Origin of the sequence: Paenibacillus sp. FSL W7-1279, assembly GCF_037969845.1 — a bacterium.
GTDB lineage: Bacteria > Bacillota > Bacilli > Paenibacillales > Paenibacillaceae > Paenibacillus_AQ.
This window is the reverse complement of record NZ_CP150215.1, coordinates 3,370,648-3,390,315: the sequence shown is the minus strand read 5'-3', so window position 1 is coordinate 3,390,315 and position 19,668 is coordinate 3,370,648. Positions and strand designations below refer to the sequence as shown.

Here is a 19,668-nt window from a genome sequence, read left to right as displayed (position 1 = left end):
TGGCTTCCAGGTATGTATGTCGATCGTGTTTTTCCGTATTCAGAAATGGTGTGTATCAAATATGGAGCTTCGGGAGTTGCGAACGGATGAAGAAACGAAAATCGTTATATCTATTGCTGGCCTGTGTCAGCATTCTATTTATACTACACGCCTTGGTGAAAAACTATTGGATCGATCCAGGTGCTTCGGGATTTTTAAGCCATAAGACCGGGCTGAAGCGCGAGCTCAATCTCCCGGTTTGGCTTAATGTCATGTACGTTCATGTCGCATTCGCATGTGTGGCCATGGCATCGGGACTGATTAACTTTTCGAATCGAATATTTGAAAGAAGCCGCAGGCTGCATCGCATAAACGGCTATGTATATATCGTATCCGTACTGCTGGTTGTGTTAACTTCCGGATATATGGCCCCCTACGCGACAGGCGGCAAAATAAGCAGTATGGGATTCAATCTGCTGAATATGATCTGGCTGGTTATCACCATTACGGCGCTCGTGCAAATCAAGAGGAAAAGGATCATTCGACATCGCAACTGGATGATTCGTAGTTATGCCTTTTGCTTCACAAACATGTTGATCCATCTCATTACTTCCCTTTTTCATCAGGGATTCGGGTACGTTTACCCTACTAGCTACACCATCGGCGTTTACGGCTCGATTGCGCTGCTGCTAGTTATTCCTGAAATCATCATCAGAACGAATCGAAAGGAATTGGTATCAGGATGAAAAAAATACTTAGTTTACTCACGTCGTTAACACTCGTTCTATGTCTATTCGCCCCCGCAGCAAGCGCAGAAAGAAACAAGAACCCAGATCCATCCAAGGGTAAAAGCGTGCATGTACAAATTGTATTATTCGATGGGTTTGATCTGCTGGACGCCTTAGCGCCATATGAAGTATTTGCTGCTGCCGGAATGTACACTGGTGGAAAAGTCACTGTAGAATTAGTATCTGCAGAAGGTAAGCGTTCGGTACCGAGCGGGCTGAATGGACCTGCCCTCGAAGCGCAAGATATGTTAGACCCTAATCGTTCCGGGATTATTGTAGTTCCTGGTGCTTCGGGGAAGCCAGCGGGGAATACCGCAGATGCTATTCCCAACATATTGAGGCAGGCTAAGGATACGGGGTTAACAACGATGATGAAACAAGCTATGAATAATAAGGACGTTACGGTGGCTACCGTGTGTGGAGGTTCATTGCTGCTGGCTATGGATGGATTGTTGAAAGACAGATATGCTGTCACCAATCAGATAGGCATGGGTGCGTTAGGGGCTCTCGGTGCAATTCCGGTCGATGCAAGAATCGTGGAAGATGGCCCACGCTTGGTAACTGGCGGAGGTGTTACTTCCGGACTTGATGTGGCCTTGTATTTGGTTGAGCGTGAAGTCGGACCACAGATTGCGAATGCTATAGAGAAGTTATTCGAGTACGAGCGCAGAGGAACGGTGTGGCAAGCAAACGGCTTACCGCCGATTAACTTTGAGACGAGCCAGGAAACGCCTAAAAAAGAGCAACCGTCTGCACCGGGGAACAAAGACAAAAAGTGAGGAATCGAGGCGATCGGGGAGCTTGGAACCGTGTCGCTCCCACATACCGTTATTAGAGAAAAACAAGTCGCAATGAATTTATGTCGTTTCATCTACTCTAACTGTATAAAATCATCAAAAAAGCCGCAATTTGTGCGGCTTTTTGCGTGTATGCATTGCCTCTATATCAAGCAAAAAATTTATTTATTCCCTTGTAATTCATGCCGCGATGTGTTCCATTATCCTCTCGCTAAAAAAGCAGCAATCAAACCGGCAAGTTCGTCTGCATGTGTCAGGGTAGCCATATGGTCAGCCCCCTCGATTACCTCGAAACGGATGCCTTGCACACGCTTGAACTGTTCCGCAATTCGTTGCATATCCTCCCATTCGACCGTTCCCTGAATAAACAGCGTCCTTGCAGCAAGCTCCTCCAACCGCTCGATCGCTGGCGGCATCGGCCATATCACCTCGAAGCTCTTCCACTCACTAAACACTCTGGTCATATACAACGTGTGCATCTCGCGCAAAAAGTCCCGTTCAGAGCTGGACATCGTCACACGATAATTAGGCCCGCTCAACGATTGTTCGACCAGACGGTCGACATCGGGTGCGCATGCATTTACTTGGGCCATCCAATCGATGAATGGCTGGGCGTGCTTGAAACCGGTTAGCGATGGTGCGATTAATACTAAATGGTCAACCCTGGAAGGGTAAGTCAAGGCAAAATCCGTAACGGCCTGCCCTCCCATGGAATGACCGACAAGCGAAGCGCTGTCAACTTGCAGATGATCGAGCAATGCCCGAAGGTCTTCAACCAAGCTGGTTGGTTTTTGCGGCGCTGGGGATTTTCCCGTTCCCCGCCCATCATACGTGATGACTTGATGGCTCCGGGCTAAATGCGGGGCAATATAGTTCCATTCTCTTGAATCGACACCTGGACTGTGTACCAACACAACAGGTGTCCCACTGCCTTGAGTTTGATAAGCTAAATCCATTTGAAAACTCCTCTCTCCAATGGATGATACATCCAGATTATGATTCTAATATAATTTAAGACTGAACATTCGGTCAATATAAAATTGCATGAAATCCGAGTTGTTTTTCTTGGATGGGATAAGAACGGTCAAAATCAAAATAAAAAAACAAGAAGTTCATCACTTCTTGTTTTCCGCACAGCTGCCACGCTTCGATGCCGCATCCAATACCGACTGGATCGTTTGCTCCTCCAAGTATTGATACAATTGCCGTTCGGCGCCGTCCATCACCTGTTTGACCAGACATACGCACTCACGGGGATTATCCTCATGCATCTTGGCAGCCTTCTCTTCGGCTAGCAGGCGATGCTGCTGCGAATTGAGATTGGAGCATTCAAACAACTGCTGTCTTCCTTCAATGACCTGTATCACTTCAAGGAATGTAATCTGCTCGGCCTGCTTGGCCAGCTCGTAGCCTCCGTTCACTCCCGGTACAGCCCGCACGATACCATCCTGCCTCAGCTTAGACATAATTTTGGATAAGTAGCTTTCCGAGACGCCCAGCGTCGCAGATAACTCCTTGATCCCGATGTTCTGATCACGCTCCGAATGAGCCAAGTGGATTAATGCGTGCAGAGCATAATCAACGCTTTTGGAAAACTGTATAGCGGTTCCCCCCTTAAATTCGAATTATATAGACCTATGATATCCATTATAGCAATTCGGATTTGTTTTTGCAATGAATCCACGCTTCATGGTGGAGCATGGTTACACTTACCTTCTGATTCATTGAGGAATATGGTTGAAAAAAAGCCGCCAAAATGGCGACTTCAAGAGTTAATCATATGGATTGACACAAGCCAAAAGACTATTTCGGCGTGTTGCTATTCCGAGGATCATATAATCCCGACGTGTCCTTGAACCATTCAAAGATATGCGATACACAAACCTTAAGGACCGCATAGCCGGGAACGGCTAACAAAATGCCAACCACACCGAACAGATTGCCGGCCGTCAGTATGACAAAGATAATCGTAATGGGGTGAATCTTGAGCGTTTTACCCATGATTTGGGGTGAGATGAACTTCCCTTCTATTAATTGCACGATCGTCCATACCGCCACCATCTTCAGCAGCATCACCGGAGAAGTGACCAGAGCCACAATGAGCGCAGGCGTAATCGCGATTGCGGGTCCCAGATAAGGCACCACGCTGGTGAACGATGCAATAATCGCCAGAATCAACGCGTAATCCAAACCGATGATCATGTAACCGATATACAGCAGAATACCAATACAGAAGCTCACAATAATCTGCCCGCGGATAAACGAGCTGATCTGATGATTGATATCCTGAAGCACATGCAAAATTCCGGAACGACTCTTCGTCGGCAGGAAAGACAATATTTTCAGAGGGAGCTTCTTGCCGTCTTTCAGCATATAAAACAGTACAAAAGGTACCGTCACGATCGACAACACAACCTCTGTAAATGCACCCAGAAACCCGCCAACTCTGCTCCACGTGTGGTTTAGAAGTTCCGTTGCCTTCTGCGTGACGGTGGTCCACCATTCCTGGGAGTTAATGTTCATGGTTTCTTGAATCTGGTTATACAACTCGCTGCCCGTTAGATCTTCAAACTGCTGTCTAACCTTTTCGCTATATATCGGAAAGTTATCAATCAGCCCCATAATCTGGTTGCGCAGCACCGGAATGACCGCGAGCACCACAATTGTTAGAATACCGGCTATAACCAGATAGAGGATCAGGATGGACCATCCACGCTTGATTTTCCATTTCTCCATCACATCCACCAGAGGATTCAGCAAATAATAGAGTATTCCTGATAAAATGATCGGCAAAACGATCGTCTTGATTAACACGGCGAGCGGATGCAGCACAAACGAAATTTTGCTTAGAACCAACACATTAAGACCAACCAGCAACAGAACAAGCAAAAGAAGCACAAATTTATTGTTCAGAAAAAAGCGCTTGAACCGATTCGGCCAAATACGGGGTTGCTCCATACATGTCCTCCCTTACTTATGTATACATATTCAAGTTGTAACGCTGAGCATCGATTCACGACACCGAAAAAAACCGACAAAACGACGCGCTCTTCATTCTTTTAACTATAATGTTTGAACAGGGCACATGTCCAGTTTACCAAGAAAGAACGGGGAGATACGTTCATGTATTCACAGACATCAGTAATAAACAAGCCCGCATGTCACTATGACACGCAGGCTGAAGCAATTCGGTAAGATGATGTTACAAGTATCGAGAAATGATCCGCACCAGCTTGGCTGGCAGCTCATTCAGGTTGGTCATATCCAAAAATCTCTCGGCACCATAGATCTGACTAATGACATCTTTGTCTTGGCCGATGGCTGCCGCCAGAAATTTGACTCCTTTTCTTTCGTATTCGGATAGAGTCTGCCGCATGTCTTGAATCGCCAGACTACCGGTATAGTCATCCATGGCTTTAGGCTGCCCGTCGCTGATGCTAATCAACAGCTTCGTTTGTTTCGGTGAATTTGCTAACCGTTCCGCCATAATTCTTAAAGCCATACCATCCCGATTATTACTTCTGGCCCGGATGCCCATCAGCCTGAACCGGTCGCGGACATCCGGTTGATCGTAATCGGCATAAGCGAAGATGGACATCTGCTCCAAACGGGAAACATCCGCAGTATCCCCATAAATTAAAACAGGTATATGGCAAATTTGGCAGAATTCATAGACCGCGATGACCGCCCGCTTAGCCGCCTCGAGTCTCCCGAAAGCAGCCATCGATGCTGATTCATCGACCCTCAAACCGACGACAAGACCAGGGGATTCCGTCGGAGGACGTTTCTTGGCAAAATACCTGAAATCACGGTAAGCCACGCTGTCTGCCTGAAACTTAGAACCATAGTAATGGTTCTTGGCATATTCCGTGGTTATCTCGTGCTCCAACAGCGGCATCGTCTGTCTGGCGATTTCCCGCACGATGGGCATAATGTCCTTACGCAGACTCCGATATTCCTCCTGCTGGATCGGGTCAACATCAGGACGGTGAACGATCAGCTTTACAGCCTGATGAATCGAATCGGACACGATGGCCCTGGAGACTTGATTCAGCTTTTTGCGGAAGTCCCGCTCCTTCTGTTTCTCCTCCTCTGTCATGGGTTCGGGATTGGCCTGATGATATTGCGGTGATCCGTCCTCTCCTGAATCCGTGCTTTCCATATCCGCTGACTCATCCGCGAGGATGGATGTGCTGTCTTCGCTTTCAGCGGACTTCTTTAACTGGAGCCCTTCTTCCTCAGCTTGCCCGTCAGGCATGGAATCCAGTTCTATATCGCTCTCCCATGTCGCGATCTCCACTGCCTCTGGGCTTCGTTTTTTATTCTTTTCAACCGGGACTTCCTCCAACATATCCAGCAAACCTTCGCCTTTCAGCGCTTCTTCCAGCAGTGTGATCTCTTCCGAATCGGTTGTTATCTTGTAAATCACTTTATGATAAAGGGATTCCCTCGCAGAAGCACCTTGCGAAACGGTATCCACCCAATAGAAATAAGAGCGCATGCCAGCCACGCCTTTAATGGCATTAGCTCGGGCTGTTTTATCCAATAGGATAATGACCCTTGCCAGCACATCCAGCATTTCATCGTTTTGATAGCCGGTTTTGGCCATCGCTCGCTCTATCATAATCTCTTTGGTCGGCAGGTCCATCTTCTCCGTATGCTGCACTCGGTCACGCAATGCCTCGTTAAGCGGCCTGGATCCGGCGTAACTACGATTTGCCGTGATCACCGCTATGAAATCCGGATGCCGCTGCACGATCTCCGTTGGGAGATTAAGACTGCCGCCCGGCTCCAATGCGGAATTCAATGCCATTAATACGCCGGCATCCCGAATCACGTTCGGTTCCTGGATTTCCAGCAGATAGCCCTTCTGAAAAGCTCGGACGATCTCGGAAGCGTAAAATCGATATTCTACAGCTCCATCCTGAGCCATATTCGCGGCCAGCTTCAATAATTGCTTCATTTTTGCGGAAGCCATCTCTTGTGTAATCTCCAGCGCCTCCATCAAAATCTCCGTCGAGCTTCGAAAGCCGTCGCTTTCGTATAATGCTTTCAAGGCCGCTCGGTCCGCTGATTCCAACTGCTTCATTCGATCAGATGAAATAACCGGCAAAATGGCTCCGAGGATATCCGATTTATCCATATCGGCAAAACAAGTTACTTTGGTATAGGGTAACCTGAAGTTTGCGGACAACGCCTTGGCAAGCTGCGTTTTTCCGGAGCCGGCATCCCCTTCCAATAAAATCGTGGCGATTTTCATCTCGCCGCGGTGCCAATTACGCTTGATTTCATTCGTGATTCGCCGTTCTTCCTCGCTTGCTGTATGTGTTAATGGTTTTTTCCAGACAAGACTTTTTTCTTCCTCGGTCAATACTCTCCCAGGAGACAGCACGTAAGATTTATTATCATGCTGGTCTTTCATGACCGCTCACCTCCAAACTCTCGTTAACTCTGAACGCAGGAATGGGTTCATCACTCCCAATCCGGCAGCTTTCTCACCGTACATAACCCAATTCTTCTAACATTCTCGTCAAAGTGCGCAGACGTTCACCAATCATCTCACCATTATCGCTCAATGCCTCGTTGAACAGCTTGATATCCTCCTGAATCTGTTCATTATCCGTGCATACTGCTACCGTCATGGCGTTCCCCTGCAATCCGATCCGGTCGATCACAGGATGTTGCGGGTCATATAAATCTTCAAATCTATAGGCTTCGCTAAAATGTGTCAGGGCACTGCAAATGAGGATGGATAAATCCAGAATTCGATGAAGAGGTAACTCATCCGATGGACCGGCCCCTTGTTCCTCAGCGGCTCTCCATACTTTGGCGGCAATATGCGCCCTACCGTCCCCGTTCTGCTTGGTCAATCCCAAAGATAGTGCACTTACATCTGTCTTATATGCGAATCGCCCATCCACTTTCCCATAGTTATCCGAAATAATCACGGGTTTATGATTTGTAGAAGCAGGTATATTCATTGCGTCTCCTCTTTTCCAAAGAATTAAATCGTAATCCAACTGTGCTCATAGCTGCCTATTTAATATAGGTTTCAACACATTAATTTAAATCATTAAATAAACATAAACATGATCGATCTATCTATATAATAGACAATATTAATATTGTTGTAAACAGGAGCTTGAAAACACGCATATCGAATCGTTTCCGAGAAGGGGCCGGGTTCCCCAAAAAACGGTGAAGGCCGATGTCGATATGTCTAAGCCGGAACAAACGAAAGGCTGCCGCACTATTCCTGCGGCAGCCTTGGTACAGCTGAAGATATTCTATACATTTACTACTCCAGATTAAATGCTGATTCGAGCTCGCGAATCCGATCGTCATCGATGTGTATGACATTCCCAAGCGTTCTAGCCGACAGAATGGACTTGGCGCTGTACTCTGCAACTTCCAATCGATCAAAAGCATTGAGCAGGCTCTGTCCCGCAACGATGATGCAATTATTGTTCACGATGGCGATCGGCGTATCGGGTCTAAACAGCGAAGCGGTACGCTCGGGCTCATTGTAAACCGCATTAAAGGGAAGCTTGGGCATTCCGCGAAGCAAGATATAACTCTCCGGAATCGTTCTTGAATCGAATACGGTATCCGTTACGGCAAATGCCATGATGTTAGGCGGGTGCGCGATAATCACCGAATCGACATGCGGCTGCATTTTATAGATCGCTTCATGGAGAAAGACGGATTTGCTCGGCTGTTTGCCGGCCTCGGCTTTGCTGTTCTCTATACGAACGAGGTCACCCGGCTCCAGATGGTTGCGGTCTTTGCCGTAGGGTGTAATGATAAAATCATGACCAAATAAACGATGGGAAAAAGTACCCTGCGTGCTTGTAAACAGACCTTGTTTATACGCACGCCGCATAATTGCGCACATGTCCCGGCGAATTTCTTTTTCCTCCGACGTGCAGGTGTCGCGGATATACGTATCCAGCTGCAGCGTGCTTTTGTTGCGGACGATGTCGTAATCCTCATCGGTCAACAGGACGGGATTTCCGAGTCGCCGCGCCTCGATCTCCAGCCTCGCACAGAAGTCTAGGGTTTCAAACCGGTTAAACGCTTGCGGAAGATCCCCGGCTCCGACCACAACGCCATGGTTCTCCAGCATGACCGTGTCAATCCCGCGCTTGAAAACAGCCGCAATGTTCTCCCCGAGCTGCTCGCTTCCAGGCAGGGCGTAAGGTGCGATCCCGATCTCGCCGCAGATCTGCCGTTCGTTCGGAAGCAGCCTGGTATCCGGAATGCGCCGGACAATACTGAACGAAACCAGCGCTGGCGGATGGGCATGAATGATTGCTTTCAAATCCGGACGGGCTTGATAGATAAGCCTGTGGAAGGGAAATTCACTGGATGGTTTATGATTTCCCAGAACCGTACCATCCTCCTTCACGCATACCATATCTCCCCGTGTAAGGGAGCCTTTGTCCACCCCGGCGGGTGTTATCCAAATATCTCCGTTCTCGTCCCTGATAGACAGATTACCCCCGGACGTGGTCGTCATGCCATGGTTATAAATACGATTGATAAATTGAAGGAGCAGATCTGCCGGATGCAAAAACTCCTGATTCATTCCTACCACCGCCTTATCCGAATGTCTTTGTTTAGTTTTGTTTGTTTTTATTATACTGTTTTTTCTATTGATAAGCGATCAAGATTGTGGCAAAAACAAAACAATAACTGTAAGTAATGATTGTGATCTCGAACGGGAACAAAACAGAGATGATATCATCCCTGTTTTGTTGTGTCGCGGTTTATCTTCATGTCTTTACTTCAACAAATCAACCATTGGATAGTCTGCGGACGGAGAGGTCAGCAGCGGCTGTGGAGCACCCTTTAAATGAAAATCGAAGAAGGCAGCGACATAATCTCGATGGGCAGCGATTGTCTGTTTCGGGTCGGCAGTTCCGATAAATTGCTGGACTACTCGCGGCGATAGGCTCAGCTTATCTTGAAGCTGTGGAAGCAGCGTCTGATAATCTGTAAACGTATAATGTGCTCCCTCGGGAATAGTTAGATCGAGTTTCCAGCCGGTCGAATGCTGCCAGAACGATTGACGGTCCATCGCGGTTAGATGGGAATCAACCTCGCCATCCTTATTGTAGCCTGAATTCATGAGCATGAAAGGACGATCCAAACCATGCTGCGCCACCGGCAATGGATTATCGGGCATGTGGCCCATCGTTCCATCCATGTCGATGCCAGCGTCAAAGCGATCATCCTCGTACATCACCTGAGCAGCAGTAGCCCCGCCGGCGGAATGTCCGAATATTCCGATCTTAGACAGGTCCCATGTTTGTTGGAGTCCAGCGGGCAATGGTTGATCGCCTGGATGACGGCCTTCCTTGATGAGTTCGAGTTGGTCCAACACATATTGGATATCATCCACTCTTACCTCCAGCATCTTCAGTACCGTCTCTGCACTGAAAGTCGGTAATGACTCCGTTGCCACACGTCCATCGGGAAATTGGACCGCAGAGGCTTCATACGTATGATCGACTGTAACGACCACATAACCTCTGCTGGCCAAGTCTTCGACTACAGCCGTCCCGAAGTTTCTTGGAACAGACCCGCCAGGTGAGTAGATGAGCAGCGGCCACCCAACGTCGTTGTTCGCCGGCGGTGCATTTAACCAAGCGTGAGTGCGGATACCGGAGAGATCGACCCGACCGGGATCCAATCCGATCGTCGAGATTGTGTTTTCATCATAATACTTTGCTGCTTCGGGCTGCATGTACACTGCCTTCTGCTCGCTTTTTCCCGTGGCGGGGTACCATATGCTGATCATGAGTTCCCTGTCTCTGTCCTGTTTCCATGGATCCACCCGGTTGTCATCCTTGAAGTGCATTTCCATCGTCCCCACAGAATATTCTCCAGTAGGTTCTGGTAGCTGTAATTGGATTTTCTCTGCCTGGCCCCTCTCAACCTGCGTTGCAGGGGTTTCCGTGCCGAAGAAGATTCCAATCAGAACCAGAAGACAGACCATGATTGCGATAGCCGCAATTCTAACCACGGGGGCAGACCTTCCATTGACGATCCTGCTGATGGAGTTGACCGTGAGCACATAATAAACCGTGTAGATCAGGAAAAACACAGCCATGCAGATCAGGATGGGCAGCATGAGACTGGCGCCTGCCATATTGCTGAATAATCTTTTTAACAATTGGAGGATGACCATGTAATGTGCAAGGCCGATCATGAGCGGCAAAGCAAAAATAAATGCGTTCTGCCTAATGATTGCCATACTTACTTCTTTTCCGCTTACACCGATTTTTTTAAGAATATCGTACCGTGGTTTGTCTGCTGTTGCTTCAGTCAGCTGCTTGAAATAGATCATGCTGCCTGTTGCCATGACAAAAACGAGCCCAAGAAATCCTAAGATAAAAACATTAAAGGCCGCTTCTTCGATTCCAAGACGGTATTCGGAATAATATGAAGATAAATTCGATTCCGGTGTCTTCAGCGACGCCAGCGCATCAGCCGTGTGCTTCGTCGTCTTCTGTTCCTGCACAGCATACCCGACATAGCGGGTCGGAGAAACTTGCGCCTCCATTTTGTCGTAGGTGCCGTTACTTACAACAATCATCACATCCGGATAACTCCAATTCATGATTCGTTCTACGGTCATCCCCGTAAAAGCAAGAGTTAACCGTTGATCCGGCAATTCGATATCGACCGTTTCGCCTTCATAATCGGGCCACTCATAGTCCGTATACATGGGCCGGATCGCTATAGCTTCATCCTGTTCGATCGGATCAAGTACAGGGAAGCGCAGCGCCGCTGCCACCTGGTTGTATTGATCGATCGAGACCACTTTGAGCGGGGTTTTGTCTGCTTCGATCATTCTCTCCGGAAGGATCTCTGGATTGGAAGCCTCCCCTTTTGTCTCCAGCACCGGAATCGTCATTTGCGCAATAATCGGATGCGCTTCATCTCCACGTATGATTTCGTCTACTTTTTTATTAAAGGCGTTGTCCTGGGCAATATACATGTAGCTAAATGGAGCGGTAAGCTTCGATGTTTTGTCAAACGTATAGTATGCGCCTAAGCCGACGCTGAAGGCGCACAACGCCGCAGCGGATAACAGGGAAATGACGCTTAACAAACGAGCGTTTCCTTTAATCCGGTACACCAAATTAGAGGTGATGACCAAATTCATGCCTTTATAATAACTTCGTTTTCTCTTCTTGGCGGTTCTCAGCAAGACAATGACCAGCGAGGAGAAGAGCAGAAGCGTTCCAGCGATAATTCCGACAGTCATCACGCTCAGATTGACAAGAATTTCTTCGGTGACGGCAAAATCGCGGAAGGCGAACCCATATCCCGCAGTCAAAAAGAGAACTGCACCCACTGCCGATAGAAACGACGCTTTCGGCTCTTGCTCCCCTTCCTGCTCCGCGCGAAACAATTCGATGAGTTTAAAGCTGTAAATCAATCGATAGCCTTGGATCGACGTCGCCAAAATAATCACCATGAACACGATGAGCGTATGAATCAGAGCTCGAAGAGAGAAAGCCATGCCTACCTGTACCGGCGTCCCCAGCAGCTTAATTAAGATCATAGCGAACAGCTTGGACAACAATGTGCCAATCAAGATTCCTATGATTAAAACAGTTACCCCAATGATCAGGTTTTCATAAAACAGCATTTTTCCGATCTTTTTTTTGGGTAGACCAAGTAACGCGTACAAGCCTACTTCCTTTTTACGCTGCCTGGAGAAAAAACGGTTGGAATACATAATAAAGACGGTAACAAATACGATCAAAATGATGGATGCTATCATAAAAACGGATCGCATGCTCTGCGATGATTCGATTGAATTCGTAATTTCTTGGCTGTATTGCAAAGAAAGAAAAGTATAATAGATAATGACGCTGAACAGGATGGAAATGAAATAGATCGTGTAGTTTTTGAAGTTCCCTTTCATGTTCTTTTTCACGATGTCAAACAAGGTCACTTGCATCCCCTCCCAGAACGGTCAATACATCCAATATTTTTTTGAAAAAGTGTTTGCGGGATGCATCTCCTCTAGTCAGTTCGGTGAAAATGCGACCATCCTTTATAAACAGCACCCGCGTGCAGTAGCTTGCCGCAAACGTGTCATGAGTGACCATCAAAATCGTTGCCTGATCATATTCATTCAGGTCTTTCAGGCTCTCCAGCAGCGCGGTCGCCGATTTCGAATCCAGAGCGCCGGTCGGCTCATCGGCCAGCAGCAGACTGGGGCCGGAAATCATGGCGCGTGAAGCCGCAGTCCGCTGTTTTTGCCCTCCGGAAATCTGATACGGGTATTTGTTCAGAATCGGGGTGATGCCGAATTTGTCCGCGATTTCCTCCACTCTATGCTCCAGTTCTTTGACATTCATCTTGACCAGCGCCAAGGGCAGCAAGATGTTCTCCTTCACCGTTAAAGTGTCCAGCAAATTGTAATCTTGAAAAATGAATCCCAGTTTATCCCGGCGAAAAGCGGATAATTGTTCCTCATCCATCTTCAGTACGTCTACCCCGTCAATCATCACCTCTCCCGAAGTAGGCTGATCAATTGTCGCAAGCACATGGAGCAATGTCGACTTGCCTGCGCCGGACGGCCCCATGATCCCCACGAACTCTCCCTCCTGCACGGTCAAATCGATATCATCCAAGGCGGTATATACATTTCCTTTTACGCCATAAACCTTTCTAATCTGAGAAGCGTTCACTACCATTTTCATGTTGATCTATCCTTCCTGGTTATCAATATAGAAACAATCAGCACGATTTCGACATCATGTATTTCTTATCCTGATCTTAATACAGTTCACCTTTACTTTAGCTTACAACTTCCCCCTCTACCTTACATTCCTGTCACATTAGACAAAGGAAGAACCCCCGGATACTTGCTTGTCTGCCGCGGGAAGATCGTATACAATGTGTTTAATTTGCCGCTCGTAACGCCCGGGAGGATCGTTTATGAAAATCATGATCGTAGAGGATGACCCGACCATTCGGGGGATGATCCAATTAGCATTAACCAAATGGAGCTTGGAAACGGTAATCGTCGAAAACTTTGACCATGTCGTACAGTGCTTTATTCATAACCAACCCCATCTTGTCATCATGGATATTAACCTGCCTTCGTATGATGGATTTTACTGGTGTCAGAAGATAAGAGAAATTTCCAATGTACCGGTGGTCTTTCTTTCTTCCCGCGATTCGCCCATGGATGTTGTTATGTCAGTGAATATGGGCGGGGACGATTATATTCAGAAGCCGTTCCATATGGATGTGTTGACCGCTAAAGTTAATGCGCTGCTGCGCCGAACCTATTCCTATTCGGACATGCAATCGGATGTGCTCGAACATGAGGGGGTCATGTTCCATCCGGAGAAAGGTATTCTCTCGTATGAAGGAGGGAAAGCGGAGCTTACCAAAACGGAGGTCAGTATACTGAAAATCCTCATGCAGCAAAAGGGAAAGGTTGTTGACCGTAAGAAAATCATGCGTCATCTTTGGCAGGATGAAAGCTTCGTGGACGAAAACACGTTAACCGTTAACATCGTCCGCTTGCGTAAAAAACTGGCCGGCATCGGAAAGGAAAACTGGATTGTTACCAAGAAAGGGCAAGGTTATATGGTCCCATGAGTTTCATTCAATACATAAAGGACAAACGTTATTTTTTGATGTTGTACGCGGGTATGATGGGCTTTATTTCAATAATCATGACTTTATCCTTCAACCCGGCCCTCGTGTCAGGCAACTTGCTGTATATTCATATCGTTTGCTTTGCCTTGGTCGCAGCTTACTTGCTAATTGGCTATTATTATCGAAGATCCTATTACCTGAAGCTTCAGCAACTGATCCATCTGGACCGGGAAGATTGGACTGTCGTTGCCCCTGAACCACAAAACTTGCAACAACGGCTGTATCTCGAGCTTTTCACCAAATTGCATCGCCAACATGAACGCGACCTTCGGAAACTGAATGAAGAGAAGATCGATCATCAGGAATTTATCTTGTCCTGGATTCATGAGGTGAAACTTCCGATAGCGGCAAGTCGTCTGCTAATGGAGAATAGCACCGGGGAAACAGCAGATTCCCTAGCCGATAAACTTGAGGATGAGCTCGACAAAATTGAAAATTATGTGGAGCAGGCATTATACTATTCTCGAATTGATTCCTTCTCCAAAGATTACTTCATCACGGAAGAACCATTAGACGCGATCATTAAAACCTGTGCGAAAAAATTCGCAAAAACGTTTATCAACAAGCGGATTCGCTTTCATATGGAGGACATTCGGCAATCGGTTCATACCGACCGGAAATGGCTCGGATTTATCCTTGATCAAATCGTTGCGAATGCTTTGAAATATACGAATGAAGGCGGAACCATCACATTCACGGTCGAGGAGGACCGACAGGAAAAAAGGATGCATATTATAGATTCGGGCATCGGAATTCAGCCGGAAGATCTTCATCGAGTCTTTGAAAAAGGATTTACCGGTTCCATCGGAAGAAGCCATGCCAAATCGACCGGCATGGGTCTTTACCTCGCAAAGCAATTAGTGCATAAGCTGGGCCATCATTTATCCATCCAATCGGAGGCGGGAGCTTATACCAAGGTCACGATCCACTTTCCTAAAACGGATACGTATCACAGCTTGCTGTAACGGTTTGAGCCCGCTACCCAACCTAAATCAAAGGAAGCCGCCAGTATGGCGGCTTCTTCATCGTATAGAGTTCTTGTCGACTGGCAGTCATCAAAGTCATCCTATAAGACCATACAAGTTATGATCGAATGCCTACATCACTAAGCAGAATGCTTCCCCGCTTGGTTAGATTGAACTCGATGCGAATCTTGCTCAACTGCAGCGGGTTGAAGTCCGGATTCATTTTGTGATAATCGTCTAACTGGAAATCATAGCTTTGAAATACAGGTTCTGAAGTATTGCCTGCATTCGAAAATGGCCATTTGAGAAGTTTACCTTCAATAACAGGCGGCAACTTGGATATGTGGCTGAGGGGAAGACTTGCCTGATGGCCCTTCCTATCTTCAACCGTAATCGTAAAATTGATAAGCTCTTTCGGGTCGCCGCTTTCTTCTGTTTTGCGTGCATCTGCCAGCGAAAATACGATCGAGCTATCCCTCCCTGTTTCCACCCCGTTATCCGGCAAAGTAACCGTATAGGACGCAGGCTCGGACGAACCGTCCGAATTCCAGCCTAAGCGAACCGCGCTGTAATCCGCTTCGCCTAATTTTGTCTTAACCTTTTCTTCCTTCCATTGCTGCAGGTTCTCGCCCCGCAAGCTGCCGCCAGGAAGTGTGGTGCTCTGCAGATCGATGTCTTCATGAAAATTGGCGATCAAAGTCATCTGCGAATCGTAATAATTGCCCACATACAGATTGTCGGGAATCCATTCCTTGGCATAACCCAAATCCTTGAACACCTCCCTGTATTGCCTTTGGTCCTTCAGCGTGGCATCCAGGAACGAAGATATGAACACTTTTGCGATGGTTTCCTGCTCATCCCGTGGCATAATTTGACGTAGGTTAAACAGTTGGTTCCCCAACCCTGCCCCATCCCCTCTGCCCCAGCCTCCGTTAAACTGGCCGTGGTTGGCTCCATAGATATAGATCAGCGATTTCATGTAATTTGTGCCCTTGGTATAACGAATCCGGTGATATTGCTTCGCACCGTCCAGGCTGTTGACATCCATATCATGAGCTCCATGCAAAGCCAGATAATTTACGTCTTGCAGCGGCAAAGGTTTGCCTTGCGGCTTATATTGCCCGTCCGTTCCCGCAATGGAAATGAGCGAGCGGATCGAGAAGTTATAATCAAACTTGATATCCCCATGGTCCGGATGACGGCTAAGCTTGTTATACGCTGCCGCGATCGCGACCGCTTCGCCGCCTCGGGAATGACCGATGAGGGCGATTCGTTCCATATTGACCTTTTGGTAAAACGGGTTGTCCGGATCGCTGTTCCAGCCCTTCCAGGTTTGCAAATGCTCCAGCAGCAGCAGACCCCTTGCCGGGTTTTCCTTTAGCAGCGGATTGATCAGGAATAGATCCTCATATGGGGAGAAATTGAGGAAATTTTCATCCACGGAGACAAATATATACCCTTTGCTCGCGAGCAGCCTGCCGAGATATTCATAACCCGGATCGGAATAATCATTCATTAAGTGATTACCATGTACAATCAAAACAAGCGGAAAGGTGCCCTCCCCTTCGGGATACCACACTCTTCCGTTTAACGGCATGGCCTCGGGTCCGAATCCAAGCGACTTCGTGCGCAAAGACGACCATTTCTCAACAAACCTGGACGCATCCACCGTTTGGGTGGTTAGGGAACCGCTTTGGTTAAATTCTGTCCGATAGTTGTCAGGATTTCCGTATAACAGACTTTGGACGGGATATGTGCCTTGTTCGGCCGGGTTATTCATCATCGAGTCTTCATATCGGGTTGAGATTTTCAGCTGTTTCAATGTGATGTCCGGAGCGGCATCATCTCCGGCACGAATCAGCCAGAAACTGCCCGCGCCGATCGCGATGGTGATCAAGGACAAACAGGCCATCGAGCCGATTTTCCTGGTTTTAGACACTTGCTTGTAGCTTCCCGCTGCAAATTTATAAGCCAATGCACCAAATAAAGATAAAACAATGGCCAAAGAGACGATGAAGACTGCCGATACGCCCGGCTGCACAATAAAACAGAACAAAAACATGATCAGGGAATACAGCAACATCCAAATATAACGGCTTGGTAGTTTCTTGACCCCGTGCAGCAACATTGATGCTAGGCCGCTTATAAGGGCAGCCGCAAAGAGAAACAGGAATGTGCCCACGATGAATTTACCGACACCATGCCCCGTCAATAGATAGTTGGCCTGTATCAAAATTAGAATAAAGCCGGTGGCACCAAGCCCAAGCGACGCCCCCTTCCATCCAGGGGATAACGGCCCCCTACGCTTCCGGTTTGCCATGATTCTTCGAAAAAAAGTAACGCCTTTTTCTTTCTCTTTCTCTTTCTCTTTCTCTTTGTGTATTTCCAATCTCTCCAGTCCTCCTGTATCCCTTAAAGTGGTTGGTTCTACTTCTGAGGTTACCGGATAACTCTTTCGCTCCGCTTTCCTGAATCTTTCAGTAATCTTACAATTCGTTAGGAAGAAAAAGAATGAATTTCGTGTGCCCGTTCGTGATCAGCCTGATGTTACCCCCATGTTTTTCAACCACTTGTTTGGCAATGGCAAGACCCAGACCCGTCCCCCCATCGCTTTTTCGGGCTTGGTCTCCGCGGACAAAGGCATCGAAGACCTTTTCCTTCAACACATCCGGGATTCCGATGCCATCGTCTGTAATGTGAATTTCGACTCCTTTCCCCGTTGCTGCCAATTTCAGTTCAACAGCTGTACCGGGCGGATTGTATTGAATAGCGTTTGATAGGATATTGGAAACCGCCCGATTTAACCAGGTCGTGTTGAATGGTACGATGATTTCACTGTCAGGAATATCGTAATGGAAATGAAACTTCTGTTCGTCGAACACCTCGTAATACTCGGCTGCAATTTCCCTTGTGAATTCTGTAATGTCGGATGCCTCAACGGCAAAAGGATAGTCGGGACTATCCAGCTTGGACAGCTCGAAGATACCATCGATCAGCTCCGACATCAGGCTGGCTTTGTCGGAAATCAAACGCAGGATTTTTTGCCTTCTCTCTTCCGAATTAACGAGCCCCAATTCCATCGCTTCGATATAGCCCTGAATGGTGGTCATCGGTGTCTTCAGGTCATGGGAAATGTCAATCAGCATTCGCTGCTTGCTCTCTGCAAGCTCTCGCTTTTCCCTCTCCATCCGTTCGAGCCGTGCAGCCATATCATTGAAATCATCCTGAATCTGCGCAAGTTCATAGCTCGCTCGAAAATGTAATCTTTCATGGTAATGTCCACGTGCAATGCTGCGGATACCATCCGCAATCGATCGGAGCGGGGTCGTCAGCCGGGATGCCGTCCATCTTCCGAAGACATATACGCTAATTGCAAACAAAGCGAGAAACAGCAGCAGCGTTTTCAGTGCCATTCCATAAAACACCTTCTCATGCTGATCGCTGTCCATGCCTGGCACGGCTGTTGGACTGCCTATGACTCCAGCCTCCGCCTTGACCGGTCCGGAAGCCTCCATAAAATAATCCATGATCAGCGCATTTAATACAAATAGCGAAAACGCGGCAATAAGCGCAATGGTAACAAAGAAAAAAATATATTGGCGAATCAGCGAACGCTGCAGACGATTAGGTGAATTCATGGCTGTAACTCATCTTTCTTCGCAAACCGGTAACCGAGACCGCGAATGGTTTTGATATAGACAGGCTTCCTGGGACAAGCCTCGATTTTGTCGCGAAGCCTGCTGATTTGGACCATCACGGCATTATCGTCAGCCAAATAAAGTTCATCCCAGGCATGCTCAAAAATTTGCTTCTTCGTAAATACGCGCCCCGGCTCCCCCATGAACAGCTTCAATAATTTGTACTCGATCGCACTCAGCGAAATCGGCGTTCCCTTGATGTATAACATGCATTCCCGGTGATCCAGCTGCAAGTCCCCAACGCAGGTTTCGGATACCGCTGGAGCTTCCAACGGCTCATTAAACTCACAGGAGCGTCTTAACTGTGCCTGAATTCTCGCCATCACTTCGAGCGGGCTGAACGGCTTGGACACATAATCGTCTGCCCCCAGCTTGAGTCCGGTTATTTTATCAAGCTCCTGATTTTTGGCCGAGATGAGAATAACCGGGATTTTATAATCCTGCCGCATCATACGGAGCAGCTGGAATCCGTCGATGAGCGGCATCATGATATCGAAGAGTGCGAGATCCACGTGCCTGCTTCGCAGATGCTCTAGGGCAGTTTTCCCGTCGAAAGCTTCGAGCGTCTTATATCCCTCTGCGTCCAGATAAAGTTTAAGCATGTCAATGATATCCGGATCATCATCGACTACAAGTATGGTTTTAGGCATAGATGCATCCTCCTCCAAGTAATATATGGTTCTCCTTGGGGGGCGAAATTCCTTTTTAGGGTTTGTTCGTTAACTCATGGTCGGAGGTCCCAGCA

Annotated in this window: 15 protein-coding genes; 4 read left to right on the top strand and 11 right to left on the bottom strand. The window is 47.5% G+C overall.

Features of this window, described 5'->3' with window-relative positions; translation table 11 throughout:
* Nucleotides 1-86 precede the first annotated feature (86 nt).
* Nucleotides 87-725, top strand: a complete 639-nt coding sequence (locus tag MKY82_RS15035) for a DUF2306 domain-containing protein (protein WP_194542484.1) — start codon at nt 87-89, stop codon at nt 723-725.
* Nucleotides 722-1,546, top strand: a complete 825-nt coding sequence (locus MKY82_RS15030) for a DJ-1/PfpI family protein (RefSeq protein WP_339296456.1) — start codon at nt 722-724, stop codon at nt 1,544-1,546. The genes MKY82_RS15035 and MKY82_RS15030 overlap by 4 nt, the downstream gene beginning before the upstream one ends.
* A gap of 218 nt (nt 1,547-1,764) precedes the next feature.
* Here the strand turns inward: MKY82_RS15030 and MKY82_RS15025 are convergent, their stop codons facing one another.
* The 8 genes from MKY82_RS15025 to MKY82_RS14990 form a co-directional block, all read right to left on the bottom strand.
* Nucleotides 1,765-2,520: an alpha/beta hydrolase gene (locus tag MKY82_RS15025; protein ID WP_339296455.1), complete on the bottom strand. Its 756-nt coding sequence runs from the start codon at nt 2,518-2,520 to the stop codon at nt 1,765-1,767.
* Nucleotides 2,521-2,679: 159 nt separating this feature from the next.
* A complete protein-coding gene (locus MKY82_RS15020) occupies nt 2,680-3,165 on the bottom strand; it encodes an Rrf2 family transcriptional regulator (RefSeq protein WP_113060199.1) in 486 nt (161 codons plus the stop codon).
* Nucleotides 3,166-3,367: 202 nt separating this feature from the next.
* Nucleotides 3,368-4,522: an AI-2E family transporter gene (locus MKY82_RS15015; RefSeq protein ID WP_339296454.1), complete on the bottom strand. Its 1,155-nt coding sequence runs from the start codon at nt 4,520-4,522 to the stop codon at nt 3,368-3,370.
* Nucleotides 4,523-4,766: 244 nt separating this feature from the next.
* Nucleotides 4,767-6,986, bottom strand: a complete 2,220-nt coding sequence (locus MKY82_RS15010; protein WP_339296453.1) for an AAA family ATPase — start codon at nt 6,984-6,986, stop codon at nt 4,767-4,769.
* A 73-nt stretch (nt 6,987-7,059) separates the two neighbouring features.
* Entirely contained in the window at nt 7,060-7,545 is a 486-nt protein-coding gene (locus tag MKY82_RS15005; RefSeq protein WP_194542480.1) for a DUF6530 family protein, read from the bottom strand.
* 317 nt (nt 7,546-7,862) lie between these two features.
* Nucleotides 7,863-9,152: a class II aldolase/adducin family protein gene (locus tag MKY82_RS15000; RefSeq protein ID WP_339296452.1), complete on the bottom strand. Its 1,290-nt coding sequence runs from the start codon at nt 9,150-9,152 to the stop codon at nt 7,863-7,865.
* Nucleotides 9,153-9,347: 195 nt separating this feature from the next.
* Nucleotides 9,348-12,542: an FtsX-like permease family protein gene (locus MKY82_RS14995; protein WP_339296451.1), complete on the bottom strand. Its 3,195-nt coding sequence runs from the start codon at nt 12,540-12,542 to the stop codon at nt 9,348-9,350.
* Nucleotides 12,523-13,290: an ABC transporter ATP-binding protein gene (locus MKY82_RS14990; protein WP_339296450.1), complete on the bottom strand. Its 768-nt coding sequence runs from the start codon at nt 13,288-13,290 to the stop codon at nt 12,523-12,525. Before MKY82_RS14990 ends, MKY82_RS14995 begins: the two co-directional genes overlap by 20 nt.
* A 238-nt stretch (nt 13,291-13,528) precedes the next feature.
* Here MKY82_RS14990 and MKY82_RS14985 point away from each other — a divergent pair, with 238 nt between their 5' ends.
* Complete coding sequence (locus MKY82_RS14985; RefSeq protein WP_194542477.1) at nt 13,529-14,200, top strand: response regulator transcription factor; 672 nt, start codon at nt 13,529-13,531, stop codon at nt 14,198-14,200.
* The gene (locus MKY82_RS14980) at nt 14,197-15,225 is read left to right on the top strand and encodes a sensor histidine kinase (protein WP_339223847.1); all 1,029 of its coding nucleotides are present in this window, start codon (nt 14,197-14,199) and stop codon (nt 15,223-15,225) included. The genes MKY82_RS14985 and MKY82_RS14980 overlap by 4 nt, the downstream gene beginning before the upstream one ends.
* 118 nt (nt 15,226-15,343) lie before the next feature.
* On the opposite strand, the gene bahA is transcribed toward MKY82_RS14980, so the two are convergent.
* The 3 genes from bahA to MKY82_RS14965 form a co-directional block, all read right to left on the bottom strand.
* The gene (bahA, locus tag MKY82_RS14975) at nt 15,344-17,614 is read right to left on the bottom strand and encodes a bacitracin amidohydrolase BahA (RefSeq protein ID WP_339296449.1); all 2,271 of its coding nucleotides are present in this window, start codon (nt 17,612-17,614) and stop codon (nt 15,344-15,346) included.
* A gap of 97 nt (nt 17,615-17,711) precedes the next feature.
* Nucleotides 17,712-18,863, bottom strand: a complete 1,152-nt coding sequence (locus MKY82_RS14970) for a HAMP domain-containing sensor histidine kinase (RefSeq protein ID WP_339296448.1) — start codon at nt 18,861-18,863, stop codon at nt 17,712-17,714.
* Nucleotides 18,860-19,573: a response regulator transcription factor gene (locus MKY82_RS14965; RefSeq protein ID WP_194542473.1), complete on the bottom strand. Its 714-nt coding sequence runs from the start codon at nt 19,571-19,573 to the stop codon at nt 18,860-18,862. The genes MKY82_RS14970 and MKY82_RS14965 overlap by 4 nt, the downstream gene beginning before the upstream one ends.
* Nucleotides 19,574-19,668 lie beyond the last annotated feature (95 nt).

What these genes read in the sequence shown, in the direction of transcription:
- MKY82_RS15030 (WP_339296456.1), top strand. Translation starts at nt 722, where the DNA reads ATGAAAAAAATACTTAGTTTACTCACGTCGTTAACACTCGTTCTATGT.
- MKY82_RS14965 (WP_194542473.1), bottom strand. Translation starts at nt 19,573, where the DNA reads ATGCCTAAAACCATACTTGTAGTCGATGATGATCCGGATATCATTGAC.
- MKY82_RS14995 (WP_339296451.1), bottom strand. Translation starts at nt 12,542, where the DNA reads ATGCAAGTGACCTTGTTTGACATCGTGAAAAAGAACATGAAAGGGAAC.
- MKY82_RS14980 (WP_339223847.1), top strand. Translation starts at nt 14,197, where the DNA reads ATGAGTTTCATTCAATACATAAAGGACAAACGTTATTTTTTGATGTTG.
- MKY82_RS15025 (WP_339296455.1), bottom strand. Translation starts at nt 2,520, where the DNA reads ATGGATTTAGCTTATCAAACTCAAGGCAGTGGGACACCTGTTGTGTTG.
- MKY82_RS15005 (WP_194542480.1), bottom strand. Translation starts at nt 7,545, where the DNA reads ATGAATATACCTGCTTCTACAAATCATAAACCCGTGATTATTTCGGAT.
- MKY82_RS15010 (WP_339296453.1), bottom strand. Translation starts at nt 6,986, where the DNA reads ATGAAAGACCAGCATGATAATAAATCTTACGTGCTGTCTCCTGGGAGA.
- MKY82_RS15035 (WP_194542484.1), top strand. Translation starts at nt 87, where the DNA reads ATGAAGAAACGAAAATCGTTATATCTATTGCTGGCCTGTGTCAGCATT.
- MKY82_RS15015 (WP_339296454.1), bottom strand. Translation starts at nt 4,522, where the DNA reads ATGGAGCAACCCCGTATTTGGCCGAATCGGTTCAAGCGCTTTTTTCTG.
- MKY82_RS15000 (WP_339296452.1), bottom strand. Translation starts at nt 9,152, where the DNA reads ATGAATCAGGAGTTTTTGCATCCGGCAGATCTGCTCCTTCAATTTATC.
- MKY82_RS14970 (WP_339296448.1), bottom strand. Translation starts at nt 18,863, where the DNA reads ATGAATTCACCTAATCGTCTGCAGCGTTCGCTGATTCGCCAATATATT.
- MKY82_RS14990 (WP_339296450.1), bottom strand. Translation starts at nt 13,290, where the DNA reads ATGAAAATGGTAGTGAACGCTTCTCAGATTAGAAAGGTTTATGGCGTA.
- MKY82_RS14985 (WP_194542477.1), top strand. Translation starts at nt 13,529, where the DNA reads ATGAAAATCATGATCGTAGAGGATGACCCGACCATTCGGGGGATGATC.